The organism is Tsuneonella troitsensis (assembly GCF_001441535.1).
Taxonomy (GTDB): Bacteria; Pseudomonadota; Alphaproteobacteria; order Sphingomonadales; family Sphingomonadaceae; genus Tsuneonella; species Tsuneonella troitsensis.
In genome coordinates, this window is record NZ_LMAU01000002.1 from 439,273 (window position 1) to 457,992 (window position 18,720).

Below are 18,720 nucleotides of genomic sequence, written 5' to 3' on the forward strand. Positions count from 1 at the left end.
GCAGCGACCGGTTATGTCGGTTGCCATGCAAAACGCTTCTCTCCCGACATATGACGAAGTGGTCCTGGGGCGCAGGTCGATCCGCGGATACCTGGACAAACCGGTGCCGCGCGCGCTGATCGAAGAAGTCATCGGTCTCGCCATGCGCTCGCCGTCGTCGATGAATACCCAGCCCTGGCATTTCCATGTCATAACCGGCGAACCCCTCGACCGGATTCGCCGCGGCAATACCGAAAACATTCTCGCCGGCGTGCCCGATAGCCGGGAGTTCCGCCGTGGAAGCGCATTCGGCGGAATCCACCGCGACCGGCAAGTCGAAGTCGCCAAACAGCTTTTCGGAGCCATGGGAATCGAACGCGACGACAAGGATGGTCGACAGGACTGGGTGCTGCGAGGCTTCCGTCAGTTCGACGCGCCCGTGTGCGTCATCATAACTTACGATCGCGAACTGGATGACGGCGACGACAGCAAGTTCGATTGCGGCGCGGTGACCACCGCGTTGGTCAACGCGGCCTGGTCGCGAGGGCTCGGCTGCGTGATCAACTCGCAGGGCATCATGCAATCCCCGGTGGTGCGTGAGCACGCAGGCATCCCGGACGACGAAGTGATCATGAAGGCCGTTGCGATGGGATGGCCGGACGAGAGTTTTCCGGCGAATGCTGTAGTTTCCAATCGAAAGCCGATCGGAGAAGCGGCGCGATTCGTCGGCTTTCCATCGTGACCGAGGAGATCCTCGAATGCGGGGAAGGCTTCTGGTCGATCAGGGGCAGCTTCCGTATTGGCGGTATCGTCAACATCGGCACACAATGCGGACTGATCAGTCGATCTGACGGCTCATTCGTCTTTCTCGATTCCTACACTCTGCCGGAGTCGACGCTGGCCCAGGTCAACCGGATAACCGGCGGACCAGCCAACGTCGCGGCCATCATCAACTTGCATCCATTTCACACGATCCATTGCGAATGGATGCACCGGACTTTTCCCGCAGCGAAGCTGTACGGCACGCGCCGGCATCACGAAAAGTGGCCCTCCCTTCCCTGGGAGAGCAGCCGCTGCGAAAGCGGCGAACTGGCCGATCACTTCGGCGACTTGCTCGAATTCTCGCTACCGCCCGGGGTCGCGCTTGTTTGCGATGACGAGGCAGTGCATTTCAGCTCCGTACTCGCCTATCATCGGGCCAGCCGCACGATACACGTCGATGACACCCTGTCGTACCTGACCGCACCATTTCCGGTGTCGCTTTTGCCCGTGACGGGACGGCTCGACTTTCATCCGACCCTGGCAAAGGCATTGGAGCCTCGGGCCGGCGCGGCAGACGAGTTTCGCGATTGGGCAATCGAACTGGGCGTAGACTGGTCGGACGCCGTACGCGTAGCGACAGCTCACAACTCCGTGGTCGAAATGGAACGCGGCCAATTTCCCGAATTGCTCGGCGCGGCGCTCGGGCGTGTGTCGTCGGTGCTAGATGCGCACCGACGACAATATACCTGATCAGCGAAGGCTCACCACGTTGTCGCTCGCGCGCGGGTCGACACGGTCGCCGCGGTAGAGGCTCGCCATCGGCTCGTCCTCGACCACGATCTGCGCGGCATTTCCGAAGCCGTTGAACCCGGTCTTCATCGCCGCGCCATAGGCACCAAGCATCCCGATCTCAATGTAGTCGCCCGCCTGGATATCGGCAGGAAGCATGAAGGGACCCTTCATGTAATCGGCATCGTCGCAGGTAGGGCCATAGAACGCGAATTCCGCGAGCGGTTGCTCGAGATCGTCTTCCAGCGCCTTGACAGGAAAGCGCCATTCCACGTGCGCGGCATCGAACAGCGCCCCGTAGGCACCGTCGTTGATGTACAACTCTTCGCCCCGGCGCTTTTCGACGCGCACGATCAGCGATGAATACTCGGCGCACAACGCACGGCCGGGCTCGCACCACAGTTCGGCGTTGTAGGCGATCGGCAGCGCCTCGAAATGGCGGTGGATGATCGCGAAGTAATCTTCGAGCGGCGGCGGCTCCATGCCTGGGTAGTCGCTCGGGAAGCCCCCGCCCACGTCGACGACGTCGATCACGACAGACGCCTCGGCCACGGCCGCGCGCACGCGCTCGATAGCCTGCACATAGGCGAACGGCGTCATGGCCTGGCTGCCGACGTGGAAACATACGCCCAGCCAGTCGCAATGCTGACGGGTGGTCTGGAGCAGTTCCGCCGCGTCGGCGAGGTCGCAGCCGAACTTCGATGCAAGGCTCAGCTCGGAATATTCCGACGACACACGCAGGCGAACGAGAAGGCGCAGATCTCCCGCGCGCTCGCCTTCATCGCTGGTGGTCGCATCGACGATCTTCTCGAGCTCTTCGATCGTGTCGAGGCTGAAGGTCTTCACGCCGTGCTGGAAATAGGCCTCGCGAATCGCGCGCGCCGTCTTGACCGGGTGCATGAAGCACAACTCGGCTTGCGGCAGCTCGGCGCGGACCAGGCGCACCTCTGCAATCGAGGCCACATCGAAATGCGTGACACCGTTGTCCCACAGGATGCGGACGAGTTCAGGCGAAGGATTGGCCTTCACTGCGTAGAGCGACTTGCCCGGAAACTTCTCGACAAAGAAGCGGGCAGCGCGCGCAGCGGCGTGCGGGCGATTGAGGATTACCGGTTCGTCCGGCGCGAGCGCGCGAACTACAGACCGTGCGTCAGGATGGATGTGCAACTCAAGGGACCCCCAAACGGCAAGTTTGAACGAGGCAGCCTTGCGGTTAAGGAAGTCCCCTTGGGGCTGCGGGGGCGGGCTATAAGGTCCGGTCGGTGAACCGCAAGTGAAAATTGCGCGTTTCGGACCACTTCGTTCGCGCCTCCTCGCCTGGAAAGCGAAGGCGCGCCTTGTCGAAGACGCTCAGCTCAACCGGTCGCGAAAATCCTCGTATCCGAAGGCCTTGACCTGCTCCAGCGCGTCGCTGTCGCTGTCCCACAGCCAGATGGATGGAAGCTGCACCCCGTTGAAAGTGTTGGTCTTTACCATCGAATAGTGCGCCTGATCGAGGAAGGCAATGCGCTCGCCCGGCTCGTTCGGGACCGGCAGGCAGTAATCGCCGATCACGTCTCCGGCGAGACATGAGGGGCCACCGAGGCGAACGGATTCCCCATCTTTCCGCTCGTGCAACATCGCCGGGCGATAGGGCGCCTCGATCACGTCGGGCATATGGCAAGTTGCCGAAATATCGATGATCGCCACGTCCTGCCCGTTCCAGTGCGAATCGAGGATAGTGCCGACCAGGATGCCTGCGTCCAGCGCCACGGCCTCGCCCGGCTCGAGATAGATTTCGGCGTCGGTATCGTCCTTCGCATCTCGCAGGAACTCCACGAGTTCCTCGCGCTGATAGTCGGCGCGCGTGATGTGGTGGCCGCCGCCCATGTTGATCCACTTGAGGTCGCCAAACCACGGTTCGATGGCGTCGAAAACCGTATCCCAGGTGCGTTTCAGCGGCTCGAAATCCTGTTCGCACAGGTTATGGAAATGGATGCCGTGCACCTGGCTCATGATTTCGGGCGTGAGCTGGTCGATCGGGAAGCCGAGCCGACTGCCCGGGCTCGATGGATCGTAGCGCGGCACCTCTCCCTGCGGGCACAGCGGATTGATCCGCAGGCCGACGTCGAAGGTCTGGCCCGCCGCACGCGCCGCGTCCAGGATCGGCCGATATCGTTCAAGCTGGCCCGGCGAATTGAAGATGACGTGGTCGGACAGCCGGCACACCTCGACCAGCTCGTCCGGCTTGTAGGCGGCGCAGTAGGTCGCGATTTCGCCATCGTAAAATTCGCTCGCCAGCCGCGCTTCCCACAGACCGCTGGTGCATACGCCGTCGAGATACTCGCCGATGATCGGTGCGACCGACCACATCGAGAACGCCTTGAGCGCCGCGAGCACCTTGATGTCCGCTTCGTCGCGGATGTCGGCTAGAATCTGGAGGTTCGAGCGCAGCTTCGCCGCGTCGACCACGAATGCCGGGCTATCGACCCGTTGGAGATCGAAATGCGCAAAAGCGCCAGGATCGCCGGCCTTGGTTTCCATTATCGTTTCCTCGTCAGCCGAACGGCGCCTTGAAAACAAGCCATGCGCCACCCGCGATCAGCGTGAAGCCCGCAATCTGGCTCGGTCCCGGCCGCTGGTCGAACAATACCCATGCCACGACCACGAAAGTCGCGAGCGAGAGCACTTCCTGGATCGTCTTCAACTCTGCGAGCGAATAGGTCGCGGATCCGATACGATTCGCCGGAACGGCCAGGCTGTATTCGAACAGGGCGATTCCCCATGCGGCCAGGACGGCGAGCCACAGCGCCAGATGCGGAACCTTGAGGTGACCGTACCACGCGATGTTCATGACGACGTTCGATGCCGCCAACAGCAACACCGGAACCAGCGCCGCCCAACTCATGGCTCAGAATTCCACCGGGCCGCTCAACTCCTCGACCGTCCACGGCAGACCGTCGGAATTGAGCATATCCATGAACGGATCGGGGTCCATTTCTTCCATGTTGAATACGCCGTCGCCCGACCACTTGCCGGTAACGACCATCGCACTGCCGATCATCGCGGGGACGCCGGTCGTATAGCTGACGGCCTGGTTGCCGGTTTCCTCGTACGCCGCTTCGTGGCTACAGATGTTCTTGATGTAGAACGTCTTCTCGCCCGAACCGTCCAACGCCTCGCCGGTGGCGATCACGCCGATGTTCGTGTTGCCCTTGGTCGTCTCGCCCAGCGTTTCGGGCTTGGGAAGGACCGCAGCCAGGAATTGCAGCGGGATGATTTCCTTGCCCTGGTAACGGATCGGCTCGATCGAGGTCATGCCCACGTTCTGCAGCACGGTGAGGTGCGTGATGTAGGCATCGCCGAACGTCATCCAGAACCGTGCACGCTCAAGCTCTGGCACGAATTTCGCGAGGCTTTCCAGTTCCTCGTGGTACATCAGGTAGGCGTTCTTCTTGCCCACCGCCTCGAAGTCGAACTCGGTCTTCACCTGCATCGCCGGAGTCTCGACCCACTCGCCGTTTTCCCAATGGCGCGCGGGCGCGGTGACTTCGCGGATGTTGATTTCCGGGTTGAAGTTGGTCGCAAAGTGCTGGCCGTGATCGCCGCCGTTGCAGTCGAGGATGTCGAGCTGGCGGATGGTCTTCAGCTTGTGCTTCTTGAGCCACATCGTGAACACGCTGGTCACGCCCGGATCGAACCCCGAACCGAGCAATGCCATCAGCCCCGCTTCCTTGAAGCGATCATGATAGGCCCACTGCCACTTGTATTCGAACTTCGCTTCCTCCTTGGGTTCGTAGTTCGCGGTATCGAGATAATCGACGCCGGCTTCGAGGCAGGCGTCCATGATCGGCAGGTCCTGGTACGGCAGGGCCAGGTTGACCACGAGGCTGGGTTTCACCTGACGGATCAAATTGACCATCGCCGGCACTTCCTCGGCGTCGATCGAATAGGTCGCCACGTCACGACCGGTGCGCTGCTTCACGCTGGCGGCGATCGCATCGCACTTCGACTTGGTGCGACTGGCCAGATGGATGTCGCTGAAGATATCGGCGTTCAGCGCCATCTTGTGAACGCAGACCGAGCTGACCCCGCCCGCACCGATTACCAGAACTGTCGACATGATTTCTCCGAGAACTCTGCTGGCGCCCATTGGCGCTGGATGACGAACGCCCTAGTCGGGACAGATGTTTCGCGAAAGCCCCCGAGAGCCGACCCAAGACGGGGTCATGCGTGCAGCCGGCAAGATTGCGGCGCTCCTTCCGCCCACCCCGCTTTTGCCGATCGACATCGGCGGCACGCGTATTCACGCCAAGTGCGACAATCTTCAGCCCATCGGCGCCTTCAAGATCCGCGGCGCATGGCATCGCCTCACGGACCTAACGCCTAAGGAGCGCGCTGCTGGCGTCGTCGCCGTGTCGAGCGGCAACCATGCACAGGGCGTCGCCTGGGCGGCGCGAGAGCTGGGCATAGCGGCCGCGATCGTCATGCCCGCCAATGCGCCCCGGGTTAAGCTGGATGCAACCCGCGCGCTGGGTGCCGAAATCATCCTCTACGACCGTGCTGGGGGCGAGGATCGCGACGCGATCGCCAACGCGCTCTGCGACGAACGGGGGCGCACGCTGGTCCATGCCTATGCGGATCCCTGGGTGATCGAGGGCCAAGGGACCATGGGAATCGAGATAGCCGCGCAGCTTGGCCGGGAGCCGTCACATATCATCGTGTGTTGCGGAGGCGGTGGTCTTGCCGCGGGCCTAGCCCTCGCCTGCCCGAGTGCAGCGATCCATCCGGTCGAGCCGGAAGGGTGGGACGATGTCGCTCGAAGCCTCGCCACCGGCGAAATCCAGCGGGTCGGCCCCAATCCACCGCGCACGATCTGCGATTCCATCCAGACCCCGAGCACCGCGCCGATCAACTTCCGCGTACTCAGGGAGCGCGCTTCTCCAGGCGTTACGGTGTCAGATGCTGAGGTTCGGGCTGCGCAACGCTTTGCGTTCGCCAAGCTCCAGGTGGTGGTCGAACCGGGAGGCGCCGCGGCGCTGGCGGCCGCGCTGGCGGGCAAGGTGCCGCTCGACGAGTGGACCGTCGTGACGATCACCGGCGGCAATACCGATGCCGACGCGTTCGCCCGGAGCCTGTTGACGGACGAATAGTCCCGTTTGACAACCTACCGGGCCGCGCGCAGTTTGCATGGCAACAGGGTTATGGGGGAAATCGACAATGCAGGCACAGATGCTTGCGCCGGCAGCGGTGCTGGTCGCCTGGACGCTCGTCATGCTGGTGTGGACAGCCGTCACGCGCTTTCCGGCGATGAGGCGCGCCGGTATCGATCTCAAGAACGCCGCTCGCGGCGGTCGCGGACAGAACCTTGAAGGGGTGATCGACGAGCGGGCCAACTGGAAGTCGCACAATTACAGCCACCTGCTCGAACAGCCGACCCTGTTCTATGCCGTATCGCTCATCATCGCGCTTCTTGGCGCAAGCCCGACCGCGATCCTTGCAGCGTGGATCTATGTGGCCCTGCGCATCGTGCATTCGTTCTGGCAGGCGACCGTCAACGTCGTGTCCATCCGCTTCACGTTGTTTGCGCTGTCGACCCTCGCCCTCGGCGTATTGGCGCTGAGGGGCATAGAACTCACCCTGTTCGCCAATCCGGGAGTTGTCTCATGATCGGTATGGAAATTCTCAAGCCTGTCGTCGTCCTGCTGGCCTGGACGATGATCATGTGGGTCTGGATGTATGCGACCCGAATCCCGGCCATCAACAAGCTTCCCAAGTCGAACGAGCCGGGAGCCGACCAGGGCTGGACAGGCGCGAAACTGGAAGGACTGCTCGATCCGAAAATTCAGTGGAAGGCGCACAATTACAACCACCTGCACGAGGCGCCTACGGTGTTCTATGCGGTGGCGCTCGTGCTGGCGATCATCGGCCAGGGCGACGGGCTCAACGCGACGATCGCGTGGATCTATGTTTTCCTGCGCATTGTCCACTCGATATGGCAGGCGACGGTGAACCGCGTGATGGTGCGCTTCGCGCTGTTTTCGCTTTCATCGCTCGCGCTGATCGCGCTGATCCTGCACGCCGCGATGGCGATATTTCACGGCTGATCGATGCGAATGGCCGGGGCGCTCAAATCGCCTCGGCCTTTTCGGCGTGTCCCATCAGATCGATGCTAAGCCCCGAAAGGAAGCGCTCGGCATCGAGCGCCGCCATGCAGCCGGTTCCCGCTGCGGTGACAGCCTGACGATAAGTGTGGTCCATCACGTCACCGCAGGCGAAAACGCCGGGGATCGCGGTTTTCGGCGTGCCCGGCTCGACGATCAGATAGCCGCCTTCGTCTACCGGCAGCTTGCCCTTGAAAAGTTCGGTCGCAGGCGCGTGGCCGATTGCGACGAATGCGCCATCGGCGGCAAAGTCGCTCGTCTCGCCGGTAACCGTGTCGCGCAGCGCAAGGTGCGTGAGGCCACCGGACAGCGGATCGCCCACGAACCGGTCGACCGCCTTGTTCCACAGGACCTTGATCTTGGGATTGGCGAACAGGCGCTCCTGCAGGATTTTCTCACTCCGCAGCTCGTCGCGGCGATGGATCAGCGTCACGTCGTCGGAATGATTGGTCAGGTACAGCGCTTCCTCGACCGCGGTGTTGCCGCCGCCGATGACCGCGACCTTCTTGCCGCGATAGAAGAACCCATCGCACGTCGCGCAGGCCGATACGCCCTTCCCACCCAGTTCCATCTCGCCAGGTACGCCAAGCCACTTGGCCTGCGCGCCGGTCGCGATCACCAGCGTGTCGCCCTCGTAGATGTCGCCGCTGTCGCCGATCGCGCGGAACGGCGAGCCGGACAGATCGACGTCGACGATGGTATCCCACATCATCCGCGTGCCGACATGGACGGCCTGGGCCTCCATTTCCTGCATCAGCCACGGCCCCTGGATCACGTCCTTGAAGCCAGGATAGTTCTCCACGTCGGTGGTGATGGTCAACTGGCCGCCAGGCTGCAGGCCCTGCACCACGATCGGCTCCATCATCGCACGCGCGCCGTAGATCGCCGCCGAGAGGCCCGCCGGGCCCGAGCCGATGATAAGCATGCGCGTCTTGTGAGTGGCCATCGATTTCCTCCGTCAGGCGGCCAGATAGGAACCGACGCCCGCGAAAGCGAGTCGCCGCGCATCGCTATCCCCGTCAGGCGATGAAGCGAATCCGCAGTTTGCTCCGCAGGTCGTCATCGACGCCGACCGATTGCGCTATCCAGTCGTCGAGCGATCCTGCCATTGCGGACGCGGTTTCACGGAAACGTGTAAGGTAATCCTCATGCACCTCGAGCAATGCGCGAATGGCGTCCTCGTCGAGACTACGGCCCAGCCGCGCCTCGATCCCCGGCACCGATTGCGCGCGGAGTACATGTAGCGTCGGAGCGGCGTTCGTCAGCAGGAACTCGGCATACTGGTCCTCTTCCGACGCGCCGAGGATGTGTAGCAGGAGCATGGCGGCAACGCCGGTGCGATCCTTGCCGGCGAAGCAGTGGACCAGGCTCGCTCCTTCTCGTTCGGCCAGCGCTCTCAGGTAGCGTCCGAACATCGCCTGCATCGCCGGGTTTTCCGGCATCCGGGTATAGACCGCAAGCATCCGGTCGCGGGCATAGTCGGCAGTCGTAACCTCCGGGCCGATATCCATGTGCGGCGGACTCGAAGTGGTCTCGCCATCGTGTGCGATGACCTCGCCCTCCCAGCCGTCGTGTCGGCGGCAGGGGTTCAGCTCGCGCTCGGTGATGCCACGCAGGTCGATTACGGTGCGGATATCGAGCACGGCGAGTGACGCAAGGTCGGCATCGCTCGCCCCCACGTGCTGACCCGACCGGTAGAGAAGCCCCCGCCGGACGGTGCCGCCGTCAGCGCGGTAGCCACCGTAGTCGCGGAAATTGTGAATGCCTTCAAATGTGGGAGCAGCGATTTCGGTCATGCGGAGCCCGTGCCAGCGCCGGTTGCCTGCGGCAATGCCCTACTCGACGGGCGGCTGCGGATTGTTCGGGCGCAGGATCATCGTGTCACCCTCTACCCGCCATGACGCGAGACGGCTGAGCAGATTCATCCCGATGACGTTCGTTTCGCCGATATTCGGCGCGATCACGGCATCGAGTCCTCCGGCGAGCACGTTGCCGAAGCGCAAAGCCTCGATGGTCGTGAGTTCGGCCGACACCGTGCCGTTGGCAGTCGAAATGCGCACCGGCATGCCGCCTGCTCGCGGCTCGAGCCGGGCGCGCTCGGCGAAAGGAACGGATACCGCAGTCAGCGTCGCGCCCGAATCGACGAGGAACGGGGCCGTGACACCATTCACCTCGGCCTCGATCCAGAAATGGCCGTCCGAGGCCATCTTCACGCGAGTCTCACCACCCGAAACCGTCTGCGCAGGCAGCCCGAAGCGTGGTACCGCAACGTCGAGCCGCGGGTCGAAACGCGACACCTGCAGCACCACGACGACCAGGATCCCGGCCAGCGCGAACGTGCTGACGCTCGCCAAAGCCCGTCCACCTGCGATCCCGCGTCGCGCGATGGCGCCACCCAGAAAACTGCCGACGATCGCAGCGACGGTCGCCATTAGCAGGCCCGAATGCGGAATCTCCCTGATGAGGTCCGCGGCGGCATCGATGAAGGTCTTGAGGTCCATCCTGATGCAACCTTACATCGCAGTGGATGAGCGCGCCATGACTCGTCCCGGATCTTGTCAGGGGGCGCTGCGCGGGATCGTCGCGTCGGCAAGGATCATCGAGAACCGGCCTTCGCTGTCGAGCCAACGCGCGCGCGGTGTCCAGCCTCCGGCCAATAGCAGCAAGGTGGCACTCCGACGCGAAAACTTGTGGCTGTTCTCAGTGTGGATCGTTTCCCCTTCCCCCATGGCAAACCTGCGCCCGGCGACATCGAAAGCAATGTCCCGCGACGCTTCCAGATGCATTTCGATTCGGGCGAAGTCGTCGTTCCAGCGCGCGACGTGTCGCAAGGCATCCACGGGGATGGTGCCGTCCAGTTCGCGATTGATCCGCTCGGCCAGGTTGAGGTTGAACCGCGCGGTCACTCCCGCCGCGTCATCATATGCCGCTTCGAGCACGGCGGGGCCCTTGATCAAGTCCATGCCAATCAGCAGAAGACTACCTTCGCCCAGCGTCGCGCGCATCGTTCGCAACAGATCCGTCGCGGTGCGAGCGACCATGTTACCGATGGTAGAGCCCGGAAAGAAACCCAGCTTCGGCAGGTGCGCCGCGGCAGCGGGCAGCGCGACTTCCCGCATGAAGTCGGCCTCGACGGGGTGGACGGGGAGGTCCGGAAACTTGGTCGCAAGCGTCTCAGCCGAAGCGCGCAGAAAGTCGCCGGCTATATCCAGGGGAACGTAAGCGGCCGGAGCGATCGCATCGAGCAGCAGCGGGGTCTTGACCGAGCTGCCTGACCCGAACTCGACGACCGCGCGCCCTTCCCCGATTAGCTGCCGGAATTCCTCCCCATGTCGCGAGAGGATCTCGGTCTCGGCTCGCGTTGGATAATATTCGGGCAGGCGCGTGATGTCTTCGAAAAGCTCGGACCCGATGTCGTCGTAAAACCAACGCGCCGGGATCGCCTTCTGCGGCTCGGACAGCCCTTGCAGCACATCGGCACGAAACGCGGTGGCGACGCCATTCTCGTCGGTTTCGACGAGGCTCAGTCCTTCGGAAGATCGCATCAGGCGTCCTTTGCCAGTCGCAAGCCGGTGAACTGCCAGCGCTGGTGGGGGTAGAAGAAATTGCGGTAACTAGCGCGCGAGTGACCGCGAACGGTGGCGCAGCTCGCGCCGCGCAGGACGACCTGCCCGCTCATGAACTTGCCGTTGTATTCGCCCACGGCGCCTGCCGCCGGCTTGAACCGAGGATAGGGCAGATAGGCCGAGCGCGTGAATTGCCAGCAGTCTCCGAACAGTTCGGTGCCGCCCGTTGGCAGGGGCGAACCCGCTGCATCGAGCTGATTACCGCCCGCGGAATCCTGGCCATGCGCCGCAGCTTCCCACTCGAACTCGGTGGGAAGTCGGGCGTCGGCCCAGGTCGCGAAAGCGTCCGCCTCGAAATACGAAATGTGCGTGACCGGCGCGTGGGGGTCACGCTCCTGCCACCCTGCATGAGTGAACTGATCGGACCCCCGCCAATATAGCGGCGCCTCGATACGTTCGGCGTTCACCCAGGCCCATCCGTCCGACAGCCAAAGGGCCGCACTGCGGTATCCACCATCATCGACGAAGGCTTGCCATTCGCAATTGGTCACGAGGCGATCGGCCAAAACGAACGGTTCGACCAACACCCGATGCGCCGGTCCTTCGTTGTCGAAGGCGAACCCCTCGCCGCCGTGGCCGATCATCGCAATCCCGCCGGGGTGTGAGCGCCATTGAACTTCTCCTGGAGATGCCGAGGAAACGGACGGAGTACCCTCACACATCGCCGGACCGAGCGGATTCTGGAACATGGCATGCTTGATGTCCGTCAGCAGCAATTCCTGGTGCTGCTGCTCGTGCGCGATGCCCAATTCGATCAGGGGCGCCAGCTTCGGATCATCGAGCAGCGGGGCCATTGAAGCAGTCACGTGCTCCCGCCATTCGAGAATTTCCTCGAGCGTCGGCCGCGACAGGAGCCCACGGCTCGGCCGCGCCATGCGTTCGCCCTCCGCCTCGTAGTACGAGTTGAAAAGGAACGGCCACTTCTGGTGCCACGGACGATGGCCGGACAGGTGATCGCGCAGCAGGAAGGTGTCCCAAAACCAAGTCGTATGCGCCAGGTGCCATTTCGCGGGACTGGCATCGTCCATCGACTGGATCGTCGCGTCGGCATCGCTGAGGGGAGCGGCCAACGCCTCACTCAGTGCGCGGGTCGCGAAAAAGCGAGCGGCGAGATCGCCATTCGTCTGTTCTTCTGTTGCCTGTGCCAGCGACAATCGCCCACCCTTCGTGTCGTCCAGGGGTCCATGATGAGCGACCCGGTGCACTATGTGAACCCCGTCGTTCGAACTTTGTTCCAGAGACTTGCGGCATGGACGGTTCGCGTTACACCGCAGCGACAAGGAGACGGCGATGCGGACGAGACAAGCGGTGATCGAAGCTACCGGCGGCCCGGAAGTGATCGCCTGGCGGGAGGTGGATTTGCCTCCGCCCGGTCCGGGTCAGGTGCTCGTCCGTCACGCAGCCGTGGGCCTCAATTTTATCGATACGTACCATCGCTCCGGTCTCTATCCGATCGAGCTACCGGGCACCTTGGGGCTTGAGGCATCCGGGACGGTCGAGGCCGTCGGCGACGGCGTGACACGCTTCCAGGTTGGAGATTGTGTAGCCACTTTCGGACCCAATCGGGCAGCCTATGCCGACTACCAGGTGACGGGAGAGAATGACCTGTTCGCCGTGCCCGAATCCATCGGATTGGATGTGGCTGCCGCTGCCCTCCTGAAAGGCCTGACCACCGAAATGCTGGCCGAGAGGGTTGCACCGCTCGCGCCTGGCGAATGGGCACTCGTTCACGCGGCGGCGGGCGGCGTGGGCCAGTTGCTGCTCCAGTGGCTCGTCGCGCGGGGTGTCCGCGTGATCGCTACCGCAGGATCGCCCGAAAAGCGGAGCCGCGCCCTGGCCCTGGGAGCCGAGCACGCCATCGATGCCGATGCGCCAGACATGGCCCAGCAGGTGCGCGAGATCACTGCCGGCGCGGGCGTGCGCGCCAGTTACGACGGTGTCGGCAAGGCGACGTGGGAAGCATCCCTAGCGGCCACTGGTCGGCGGGGGATCGTCGCCAGCTACGGAAATGCCAGCGGGCCGGTGGCTGGAGTGAACCTCGGCTCGCTGGCAGCGGCCGGCTCGCTGTTCGTCAGCCGCCCCACCCTGTTCGACTATTACCGCGACCCCGCCGAGCGCGAAGCCGGCGCCGCCAGGCTGTGGCAGATGATCGACAGCGGCAACGTAAAGTTAGAGATCGGCCAGACCTACCCGCTCGACCAGGTCGAAACCGCGCACCGCGACCTCGAGGGGCGACGCACGACCGGATCGACGCTCCTGAAACCTTGAGGGGGCGTCAGGCCGCCGCTGCGGGCCGGGTTTGCGCTTCCAGGTTGAGCATTTCGGCCAGCAGGAACGCCAGTTCGAGCGACTGCGCGGCATTGAGCCGTGGGTCGCAATGCGTGTGATAACGGTCGCCCAGCGCTTCGTCGGTGATAGCGACAGCGCCGCCGACGCATTCGGTCACGTCCTGCCCGGTCATCTCGATGTGGATGCCGCCGGCGTGGGTGCCCTCGGCACGGTGGACCGCGAAGAAGCCTTTCACCTCGCTCAGTATGCGGTCGAATGGGCGGGTCTTGTACCCGCTGTCCGATTTGACGACGTTGCCGTGCATGGGGTCGCAGCTCCACACCACTGGATGACCCTCGCGAGCCACCGCCCTCACGAGGCGCGGCAGGCCCGATTCCACCTTGTCGTGGCCGAACCGGCTGATGAGGGTGATGCGCCCGGCCTCGCGCGCCGGGTTGAGCGTGTCGAGCAGGCGAAGCATGTCGTCCGGCTCCAGGCTCGGTCCGCACTTCATCCCCAGCGGGTTCCCGATGCCGCGGCAGAATTCGACGTGTGCACTGCCCGGAAAGCGGGTGCGATCGCCGATCCACACCATGTGCGCCGAGCAATCGTACCAATCGCCGGTAAGGCTGTCCTGGCGGGTAAGCGCCTGCTCGTACGGCAGCAGCAGCGCCTCGTGGCTGGTGTAGAAGCTAGTCCGCTGAAGCTGCGGCAGGACCTCGGGATCGACCCCGCACGCCTCCATGAAGTCGAGCGATTCGCCGATCCGGTCGGCCACGTCCTTGAACTTGTCGGCCCAGGGGCTGCGGCCCATGAAGTCCAGCGTCCAGCGATGCACCTGACGCAAGTTGGCATAGCCGCCGCCCGCGAACGCGCGCAGCAGGTTGAGGGTGGCGGCCGCTTGCGAATAAGCGCGGACCATGCGCTGCGGATCGTTGCGGCGCGTCTCGGGGTCGAATTCGATCCCGTTGACGTTATCGCCGAAGTAGCTCGGCAGGGTGACCGACCCTTGCGTTTCGGTGTCCGAGCTGCGCGGCTTGGCGAACTGGCCTGCCATGCGGCCAACCTTCACCACCGGCCGCTTGCTGGCGAAAGTCATGACGACCGCCATCTGCAGCAGCACGCGGAACGTGTCGCGGATGTTGTTCGGGTGGAACTCGGCAAAGCTTTCGGCGCAGTCCCCGCCTTGCAGCAGGAAACCGTGGCCGTTGGAAACGGCGGCCAGATCGGCCTTCAGCGCGCGCGCTTCGCCCGCGAACACCAGAGGGGGGTAATTCGCAAGCGTCGCCTCGGCCTCCGCCAGTGCGGCGGGGTCCTCGTATCGCGGCAGGTGCCGCGCTTCGTGCGACTGCCAGCTTTCAGGGGTCCAGTTGCTTGCCACTGTCTCTTCGTCGATCGTTGCGGGAATTGACGCTTAAGCGCCTTCCCACCGAACTGCAAAGCGGGCGCGCGGCCAAGCGCGATAATCTTGGCTACGGCCAAGCCTGCGTGTCGAGGCGTCGGTCTCAGCGCCCGCCAGTCGCGACTGGCGCACCCATCGGAGCGGCAGGGACCACGGTCGCGAGCTGCTGCCCTTCGGGGATGATCGCCAGGCGGAATGACTGCCCCGCAAGGTATTTGCCGGCCAGCGCCTGCATCGCTTCCGGCGTGGTCTGGGTGTAATCGACCAGCAGCGTGCGCAGCAGCGCCACACGGCGCGCATCCTCGCTCGCACCCTCCAGCTGCCACAGCCAGAACGTGTTGCCGGTCGAGGCGCGGCTGACCGACTGCTTCAGCGGCTCCGTTACCCGCGCCAGTTCGTCCGCCGTCACGGGAGTCGAGACCAGCTCGCGCACGATCGATTCCGTGGCCGCAAAATATGCCGGCACATCCTGCGGACGGATAAGCGCGAGCGCCTTGATGGCCCCGCCCGAATCCACGTCGACCGGCCATTCGTTGATGACCTGCGGCGAATAGCTCGCCCCGGTCCGCTCGCGCATCTCTTCGAGCAGGCGGTTGTTGAACAGGTCGCTGAGAATCTGGAGCTGGCGGGATTCGCGAAGACCGACGACTCCCCCTCCGGTAGGCCAGGCCACGGCCGCGGCAGCCTGGCTCTCGTCTCCGCGATGGAAGAGGACGCGCGGCTGTGCGCCGCTCGTGACGGTCGTCGACCGGGCAAGCGCGGCGGCGGGAATCGGCTCACGCTGGGGGAGCGCGCCGAACGTGCGGCGCAGGGCCTCCAGCGTCGCTGGCTGATCAAATTCGCCAAAAACGAGCACCTCGACCGGGCCTTGGGCAAGCAGCGGCTCCCACACCTTGCGGAAACCTTCGGGTGTCGCGGCGTCGAGTGCGGCCGGCGTCGGCGTGGCGAAGCGCGGGTCGCGGCCGTACAACTCGTACTCGAAATCGCGATCCAGCACGGTGTTGGGGCTGGTAGAATAGCTTTCGTAAGCCAGCTTGGCGGCGGCACGCGCGCGGATCACCGGGTTGGCATCCCAGCGCGGCATTCCGAGCTTGGCGGCGAAAAGGTAAAGCTGGTCGGCCAGATCCGCCGAACGGGTCTGCGCAGTAAAGGTGAACACGCCCTCGTCGATCGCGAAGTCGAAGCCCATGCGGCGCCCGGTCGAGATGCGGTCGAGATCTTCCTGGCTCAGTTCGCCGACACCCGATCCGACCAGCGCGGCCTCGCCGAGCGAGGCATAGACGGCGTCGTCCGGACCGAAGGCACGGCGACCGGAACCGAACCTGACCTTGACGGTGACCCGCCCCGGTTCGGCATTGTTGCTCCACAGCAGCGCACTAACGCCATTGGCGAACTTCACCCGCTCGATATCGAGGACGCCCAGCAGCGCCTGCTCGGCGATGGTACCGGGGGCGCCGACCGGCGGCAGATCGTCGAACGAGACGGATTTGGCCGCAAGTCGGGCACTGCCGTCGGCCGCGACCGGCGCAAGCAGTGCGGTGCGCAGCGCCTGTGCGCTCGCCTCGGACGCGTTGGGCGTCACATAGACCGACCGCGTCACCGCGCCGGTGAACAGCGCCCGCGTGTGCTTCAGGACGTTCGCCGGGGTAAACTTGTCTTTCATGCCCTCGAACACCAGTAGGACCGTCTCGGGCGCGGCCACGGTCTCGCGGATATCGACCGCCTGGACGATGTCGTCAGCCAGCTTCGATCCAGCCAATACAGCGCGCTGTTCGACGGAGCTGGCGAATGCGACCTGGAATTCGGCCATCTCGCGGTCGATTTCCTCCTGCGTCGGCGGAGTTGCCAGGGCGTCGGCGATGACGCCGCGCACGTCGGCCAACGCGGCCTGCCAGTCTTCGGTCAAAGGCGCCATGCTGATGAACGTCGCGTCGGCGGTGCGGCTGACGTCGTCCTGGTTGACCTGGGCATAGAGGTACGAACCACCAGCCCGGGCACGCGATTCCAGCCGACGGTTGATGATCGCCTGCGACAGCGAATCGAGTAGCAGCCCCTCGTTATAGACGATCGTGTCGTTCACCGGACGCCAGGGTCGCATGATCGCGTAGGTCAGCGACCGCGGCAGATCGGGCTCGACGAGGACCTGCGTCTCGCCGACCGGGTTGGACGGGTCCGCGCCCGCAGGGGCGACAGGATCGCCGAAGTCGGGCGGCTGAACGTGGGGGCCGCGGCCTTTCCATTCGCCGAAATAGCGTTCGACGAGGGCGGCGAGCACCTGCGGATCGGCGTCGCCCGCGACCACGATCACGGTGTTCTCGGGACGGTACCAGCGGTCGTGAAATGCGCGGACGCTCTGCGGGGTGGCGGCGGTCAGCGTCGCCTCGGTGCCGATCGGCAGACGGTTCGCGAGGCGCTGTCCGGCAAAGATGGTCTTGCGGCTTTCTTCCGCCACGCGCTTGGCAGCGGCGGCCTGCTCACGCTTCTCCGCAAGCACGATCGGCAGGTCTTCGGACAACCCTCTTGCCGAGATCGTCGGCTCCTGGATCATGCCCGAAAGGAGCTTGAAGACCTCCTCCAGCTTGGCCGGGTTCGCCTCGGGCACGTCGAGCTTGTAGACGGTCTGCGTTGGGGTCGTCTCGGCGTTGGTATCGCTGCCGAAAGTCGCCCCGAGGCGCTGGAACGTCGGAATCGCGGCTCCATTGGCGAGGTACTTGCTCTCGCGGAAGGTCATGTGCTCGAGCAGATGGGCGAAGCCCTGTTCGCTGTCCTGCTCATGGATCGAACCGGCATCGATCCGCACCCGGATAGAAACCTGTTCGGGCGGCACCCCGTTCTTCCTGACGGCGTAGCGCAGCCCGTTGGGCATCTCGCCGAACTGCCATTCCTTGTCGCGCGGAACGTCGCTGCCGCGGTAGATCCACGGCGTTTCCGATCCGACCTGCAGATGCTGGGGCGCGGCCGCCGCAACGGTCTCCTGCGCCGGGACCGGCGAAGCGAGCAAAGTGAGCGGAAGAAGCGGCGCGATGTGCCGGAGGGCACGCGGAAAAAGGCTCATGCGGGCATTCTATAGGGAAGCCGCGAGTGAAGGGATAGTGAATGAGCGCGTAGAAACGCTCGCACCGGCTTGTGCTTGCCGCATCGGGGCCCCGTCCCTACATCGCATCCCATGTTCATCGAGACCGAAACCACCCCCAATCCCGCAGCGCTCAAGTTCCTGCCAGGCCGCCAGGTCATGCCCGCGGGCACGCGCGAGTTCGCCTCGCCCGAAGCCGCGGAAGCCAGCCCTCTGGCTGAGGCGCTATTCGATACCGGAGAAGTGACCGGCGTGTTCTTCGGTGCCGATTTCGTTTCGGTGACCGCCGCCCCCGGCGTCGACTGGTCGCAACTGAAGCCGCAGGTCGTGGCCGTGCTACTGGATCATTTCGTCAGCGGCGCGCCGTTGTTCGCCGGCGGCGACGCGGCGGGCTTTTCGGTTCCGATCGATGAAGCCCCTGCAGTCGAGGACGATCCAGCCGACGCAGACATCGTCGCGCAGATCCATGAACTGCTCGAAACCCGTATCCGGCCCGCAGTGGCCAACGACGGCGGCGACATCGTCTATCGCGGCTATCGGGACGGTGTGGTTCACCTTCAGATGCAGGGCGCCTGTTCGGGTTGCCCTTCGTCCACCGCCACGCTCAAGCACGGGATCGAAGGGCTGCTGAAGCACTACATCCCCGAAGTAACCGAAGTTCGCGCCGCGTAAGGAAAT

Annotated in this window: 18 protein-coding genes; 7 read left to right on the forward strand and 11 right to left on the reverse strand. The window is 64.2% G+C overall.

The features are described 5' to 3' along the window. The first annotated feature begins 25 nt into the window (after positions 1–25). Together AR323_RS05690 and AR323_RS05695 are read left to right on the forward strand one after the other, a co-directional pair. Entirely contained in the window at positions 26–721 is a 696-nt protein-coding gene (locus AR323_RS05690; protein WP_057883193.1) for a nitroreductase, read from the forward strand. Continuing rightward, positions 718–1,491: a hypothetical protein gene (locus tag AR323_RS05695; protein WP_057882973.1), complete on the forward strand. Its 774-nt coding sequence runs from the start codon at positions 718–720 to the stop codon at positions 1,489–1,491. Before AR323_RS05690 ends, AR323_RS05695 begins: the two co-directional genes overlap by 4 nt. Here the strand turns inward: AR323_RS05695 and AR323_RS05700 are convergent, their stop codons facing one another. The 4 genes from AR323_RS05700 to AR323_RS05715 all read right to left on the reverse strand — a co-directional run bounded on the left by AR323_RS05700 (position 1,492) and on the right by AR323_RS05715 (position 5,632). Further along, positions 1,492–2,697, reverse strand: coding sequence for a type III PLP-dependent enzyme domain-containing protein (locus AR323_RS05700; RefSeq protein ID WP_057882974.1), 1,206 nt, complete (start codon positions 2,695–2,697; stop codon positions 1,492–1,494). 183 nt (positions 2,698–2,880) lie between these two features. After that, the gene (locus tag AR323_RS05705; RefSeq protein WP_057882975.1) at positions 2,881–4,053 is read right to left on the reverse strand and encodes a carboxynorspermidine decarboxylase; all 1,173 of its coding nucleotides are present in this window, start codon (positions 4,051–4,053) and stop codon (positions 2,881–2,883) included. 13 nt (positions 4,054–4,066) lie between these two features. Beyond that, positions 4,067–4,417 (reverse strand): DMT family protein, encoded by a 351-nt coding sequence (locus tag AR323_RS05710; RefSeq protein ID WP_057882976.1) that lies wholly within the window; start codon positions 4,415–4,417, stop codon positions 4,067–4,069. A 3-nt stretch (positions 4,418–4,420) separates the two neighbouring features. Then, positions 4,421–5,632 carry a saccharopine dehydrogenase family protein gene (locus AR323_RS05715; protein ID WP_057883194.1) on the reverse strand — a complete coding sequence of 404 codons (1,212 nt, stop codon included), beginning with the start codon at positions 5,630–5,632 and terminating at the stop codon, positions 4,421–4,423. A gap of 106 nt (positions 5,633–5,738) precedes the next feature. Between AR323_RS05715 and AR323_RS05720 the strand changes: the two genes are divergently transcribed. The 3 genes from AR323_RS05720 to AR323_RS05730 all read left to right on the forward strand — a co-directional run bounded on the left by AR323_RS05720 (position 5,739) and on the right by AR323_RS05730 (position 7,616). Next, positions 5,739–6,662, forward strand: a complete 924-nt coding sequence (locus AR323_RS05720; protein WP_235510465.1) for a threonine ammonia-lyase — start codon at positions 5,739–5,741, stop codon at positions 6,660–6,662. A gap of 67 nt (positions 6,663–6,729) precedes the next feature. Then, positions 6,730–7,179, forward strand: a complete 450-nt coding sequence (locus AR323_RS05725; RefSeq protein WP_057882978.1) for an MAPEG family protein — start codon at positions 6,730–6,732, stop codon at positions 7,177–7,179. Then, positions 7,176–7,616, forward strand: a complete 441-nt coding sequence (locus tag AR323_RS05730) for an MAPEG family protein (protein WP_057882979.1) — start codon at positions 7,176–7,178, stop codon at positions 7,614–7,616. Before AR323_RS05725 ends, AR323_RS05730 begins: the two co-directional genes overlap by 4 nt. A gap of 22 nt (positions 7,617–7,638) precedes the next feature. On the opposite strand, the gene trxB is transcribed toward AR323_RS05730, so the two are convergent. From trxB to egtB, 5 genes are all read right to left on the reverse strand, one after another. Continuing rightward, complete coding sequence (gene trxB, locus AR323_RS05735; RefSeq protein ID WP_057882980.1) at positions 7,639–8,619, reverse strand: thioredoxin-disulfide reductase; 981 nt, start codon at positions 8,617–8,619, stop codon at positions 7,639–7,641. Between the two features lie 73 nt (positions 8,620–8,692). Further along, positions 8,693–9,469, reverse strand: a complete 777-nt coding sequence (locus AR323_RS05740; RefSeq protein ID WP_057882981.1) for a tyrosine-protein phosphatase — start codon at positions 9,467–9,469, stop codon at positions 8,693–8,695. 39 nt (positions 9,470–9,508) lie between these two features. After that, positions 9,509–10,174 (reverse strand): retropepsin-like aspartic protease family protein, encoded by a 666-nt coding sequence (locus tag AR323_RS05745; RefSeq protein WP_057882982.1) that lies wholly within the window; start codon positions 10,172–10,174, stop codon positions 9,509–9,511. A gap of 57 nt (positions 10,175–10,231) precedes the next feature. Beyond that, entirely contained in the window at positions 10,232–11,218 is a 987-nt protein-coding gene (gene egtD / locus AR323_RS05750) for an L-histidine N(alpha)-methyltransferase (RefSeq protein WP_057882983.1), read from the reverse strand. After that, positions 11,218–12,447 (reverse strand): ergothioneine biosynthesis protein EgtB, encoded by a 1,230-nt coding sequence (gene egtB / locus AR323_RS05755; RefSeq protein ID WP_235510484.1) that lies wholly within the window; start codon positions 12,445–12,447, stop codon positions 11,218–11,220. The genes egtD and egtB overlap by 1 nt, the downstream gene beginning before the upstream one ends. Before the next feature lie 142 nt (positions 12,448–12,589). Between egtB and AR323_RS05760 the strand changes: the two genes are divergently transcribed. After that, on the forward strand, positions 12,590–13,567 hold the full coding sequence (locus AR323_RS05760; RefSeq protein ID WP_057882985.1) for a quinone oxidoreductase family protein: 978 nt from the start codon (positions 12,590–12,592) through the stop codon (positions 13,565–13,567). Positions 13,568–13,574: 7 nt separating this feature from the next. On the opposite strand, the gene AR323_RS05765 is transcribed toward AR323_RS05760, so the two are convergent. Both AR323_RS05765 and AR323_RS05770 read right to left on the reverse strand, forming a co-directional pair. Further along, entirely contained in the window at positions 13,575–14,948 is a 1,374-nt protein-coding gene (locus AR323_RS05765) for a class II 3-deoxy-7-phosphoheptulonate synthase (protein ID WP_057882986.1), read from the reverse strand. Between the two features lie 124 nt (positions 14,949–15,072). Continuing rightward, positions 15,073–18,024: a M16 family metallopeptidase gene (locus tag AR323_RS05770; protein ID WP_057882987.1), complete on the reverse strand. Its 2,952-nt coding sequence runs from the start codon at positions 18,022–18,024 to the stop codon at positions 15,073–15,075. 111 nt (positions 18,025–18,135) lie between these two features. Here AR323_RS05770 and AR323_RS05775 point away from each other — a divergent pair, with 111 nt between their 5' ends. Next, on the forward strand, positions 18,136–18,714 hold the full coding sequence (locus tag AR323_RS05775) for a NifU family protein (RefSeq protein WP_057882988.1): 579 nt from the start codon (positions 18,136–18,138) through the stop codon (positions 18,712–18,714). Positions 18,715–18,720 lie beyond the last annotated feature (6 nt).

Excerpts from the sequence above, each read along its gene's own strand:
- AR323_RS05690 (WP_057883193.1), top strand. The coding sequence starts at position 26 with ATGCAAAACGCTTCTCTCCCGACATATGACGAAGTGGTCCTGGGGCGC.
- AR323_RS05705 (WP_057882975.1), bottom strand. The coding sequence starts at position 4,053 with ATGGAAACCAAGGCCGGCGATCCTGGCGCTTTTGCGCATTTCGATCTC.
- AR323_RS05710 (WP_057882976.1), bottom strand. The coding sequence starts at position 4,417 with ATGAGTTGGGCGGCGCTGGTTCCGGTGTTGCTGTTGGCGGCATCGAAC.
- AR323_RS05715 (WP_057883194.1), bottom strand. The coding sequence starts at position 5,632 with ATGTCGACAGTTCTGGTAATCGGTGCGGGCGGGGTCAGCTCGGTCTGC.
- AR323_RS05720 (WP_235510465.1), top strand. The coding sequence starts at position 5,739 with ATGCGTGCAGCCGGCAAGATTGCGGCGCTCCTTCCGCCCACCCCGCTT.
- AR323_RS05725 (WP_057882978.1), top strand. The coding sequence starts at position 6,730 with ATGCAGGCACAGATGCTTGCGCCGGCAGCGGTGCTGGTCGCCTGGACG.
- AR323_RS05730 (WP_057882979.1), top strand. The coding sequence starts at position 7,176 with ATGATCGGTATGGAAATTCTCAAGCCTGTCGTCGTCCTGCTGGCCTGG.
- trxB (WP_057882980.1), bottom strand. The coding sequence starts at position 8,619 with ATGGCCACTCACAAGACGCGCATGCTTATCATCGGCTCGGGCCCGGCG.
- AR323_RS05740 (WP_057882981.1), bottom strand. The coding sequence starts at position 9,469 with ATGACCGAAATCGCTGCTCCCACATTTGAAGGCATTCACAATTTCCGC.
- AR323_RS05745 (WP_057882982.1), bottom strand. The coding sequence starts at position 10,174 with ATGGACCTCAAGACCTTCATCGATGCCGCCGCGGACCTCATCAGGGAG.
- egtD (WP_057882983.1), bottom strand. The coding sequence starts at position 11,218 with ATGCGATCTTCCGAAGGACTGAGCCTCGTCGAAACCGACGAGAATGGC.
- AR323_RS05760 (WP_057882985.1), top strand. The coding sequence starts at position 12,590 with ATGCGGACGAGACAAGCGGTGATCGAAGCTACCGGCGGCCCGGAAGTG.
- AR323_RS05770 (WP_057882987.1), bottom strand. The coding sequence starts at position 18,024 with ATGAGCCTTTTTCCGCGTGCCCTCCGGCACATCGCGCCGCTTCTTCCG.
- AR323_RS05775 (WP_057882988.1), top strand. The coding sequence starts at position 18,136 with ATGTTCATCGAGACCGAAACCACCCCCAATCCCGCAGCGCTCAAGTTC.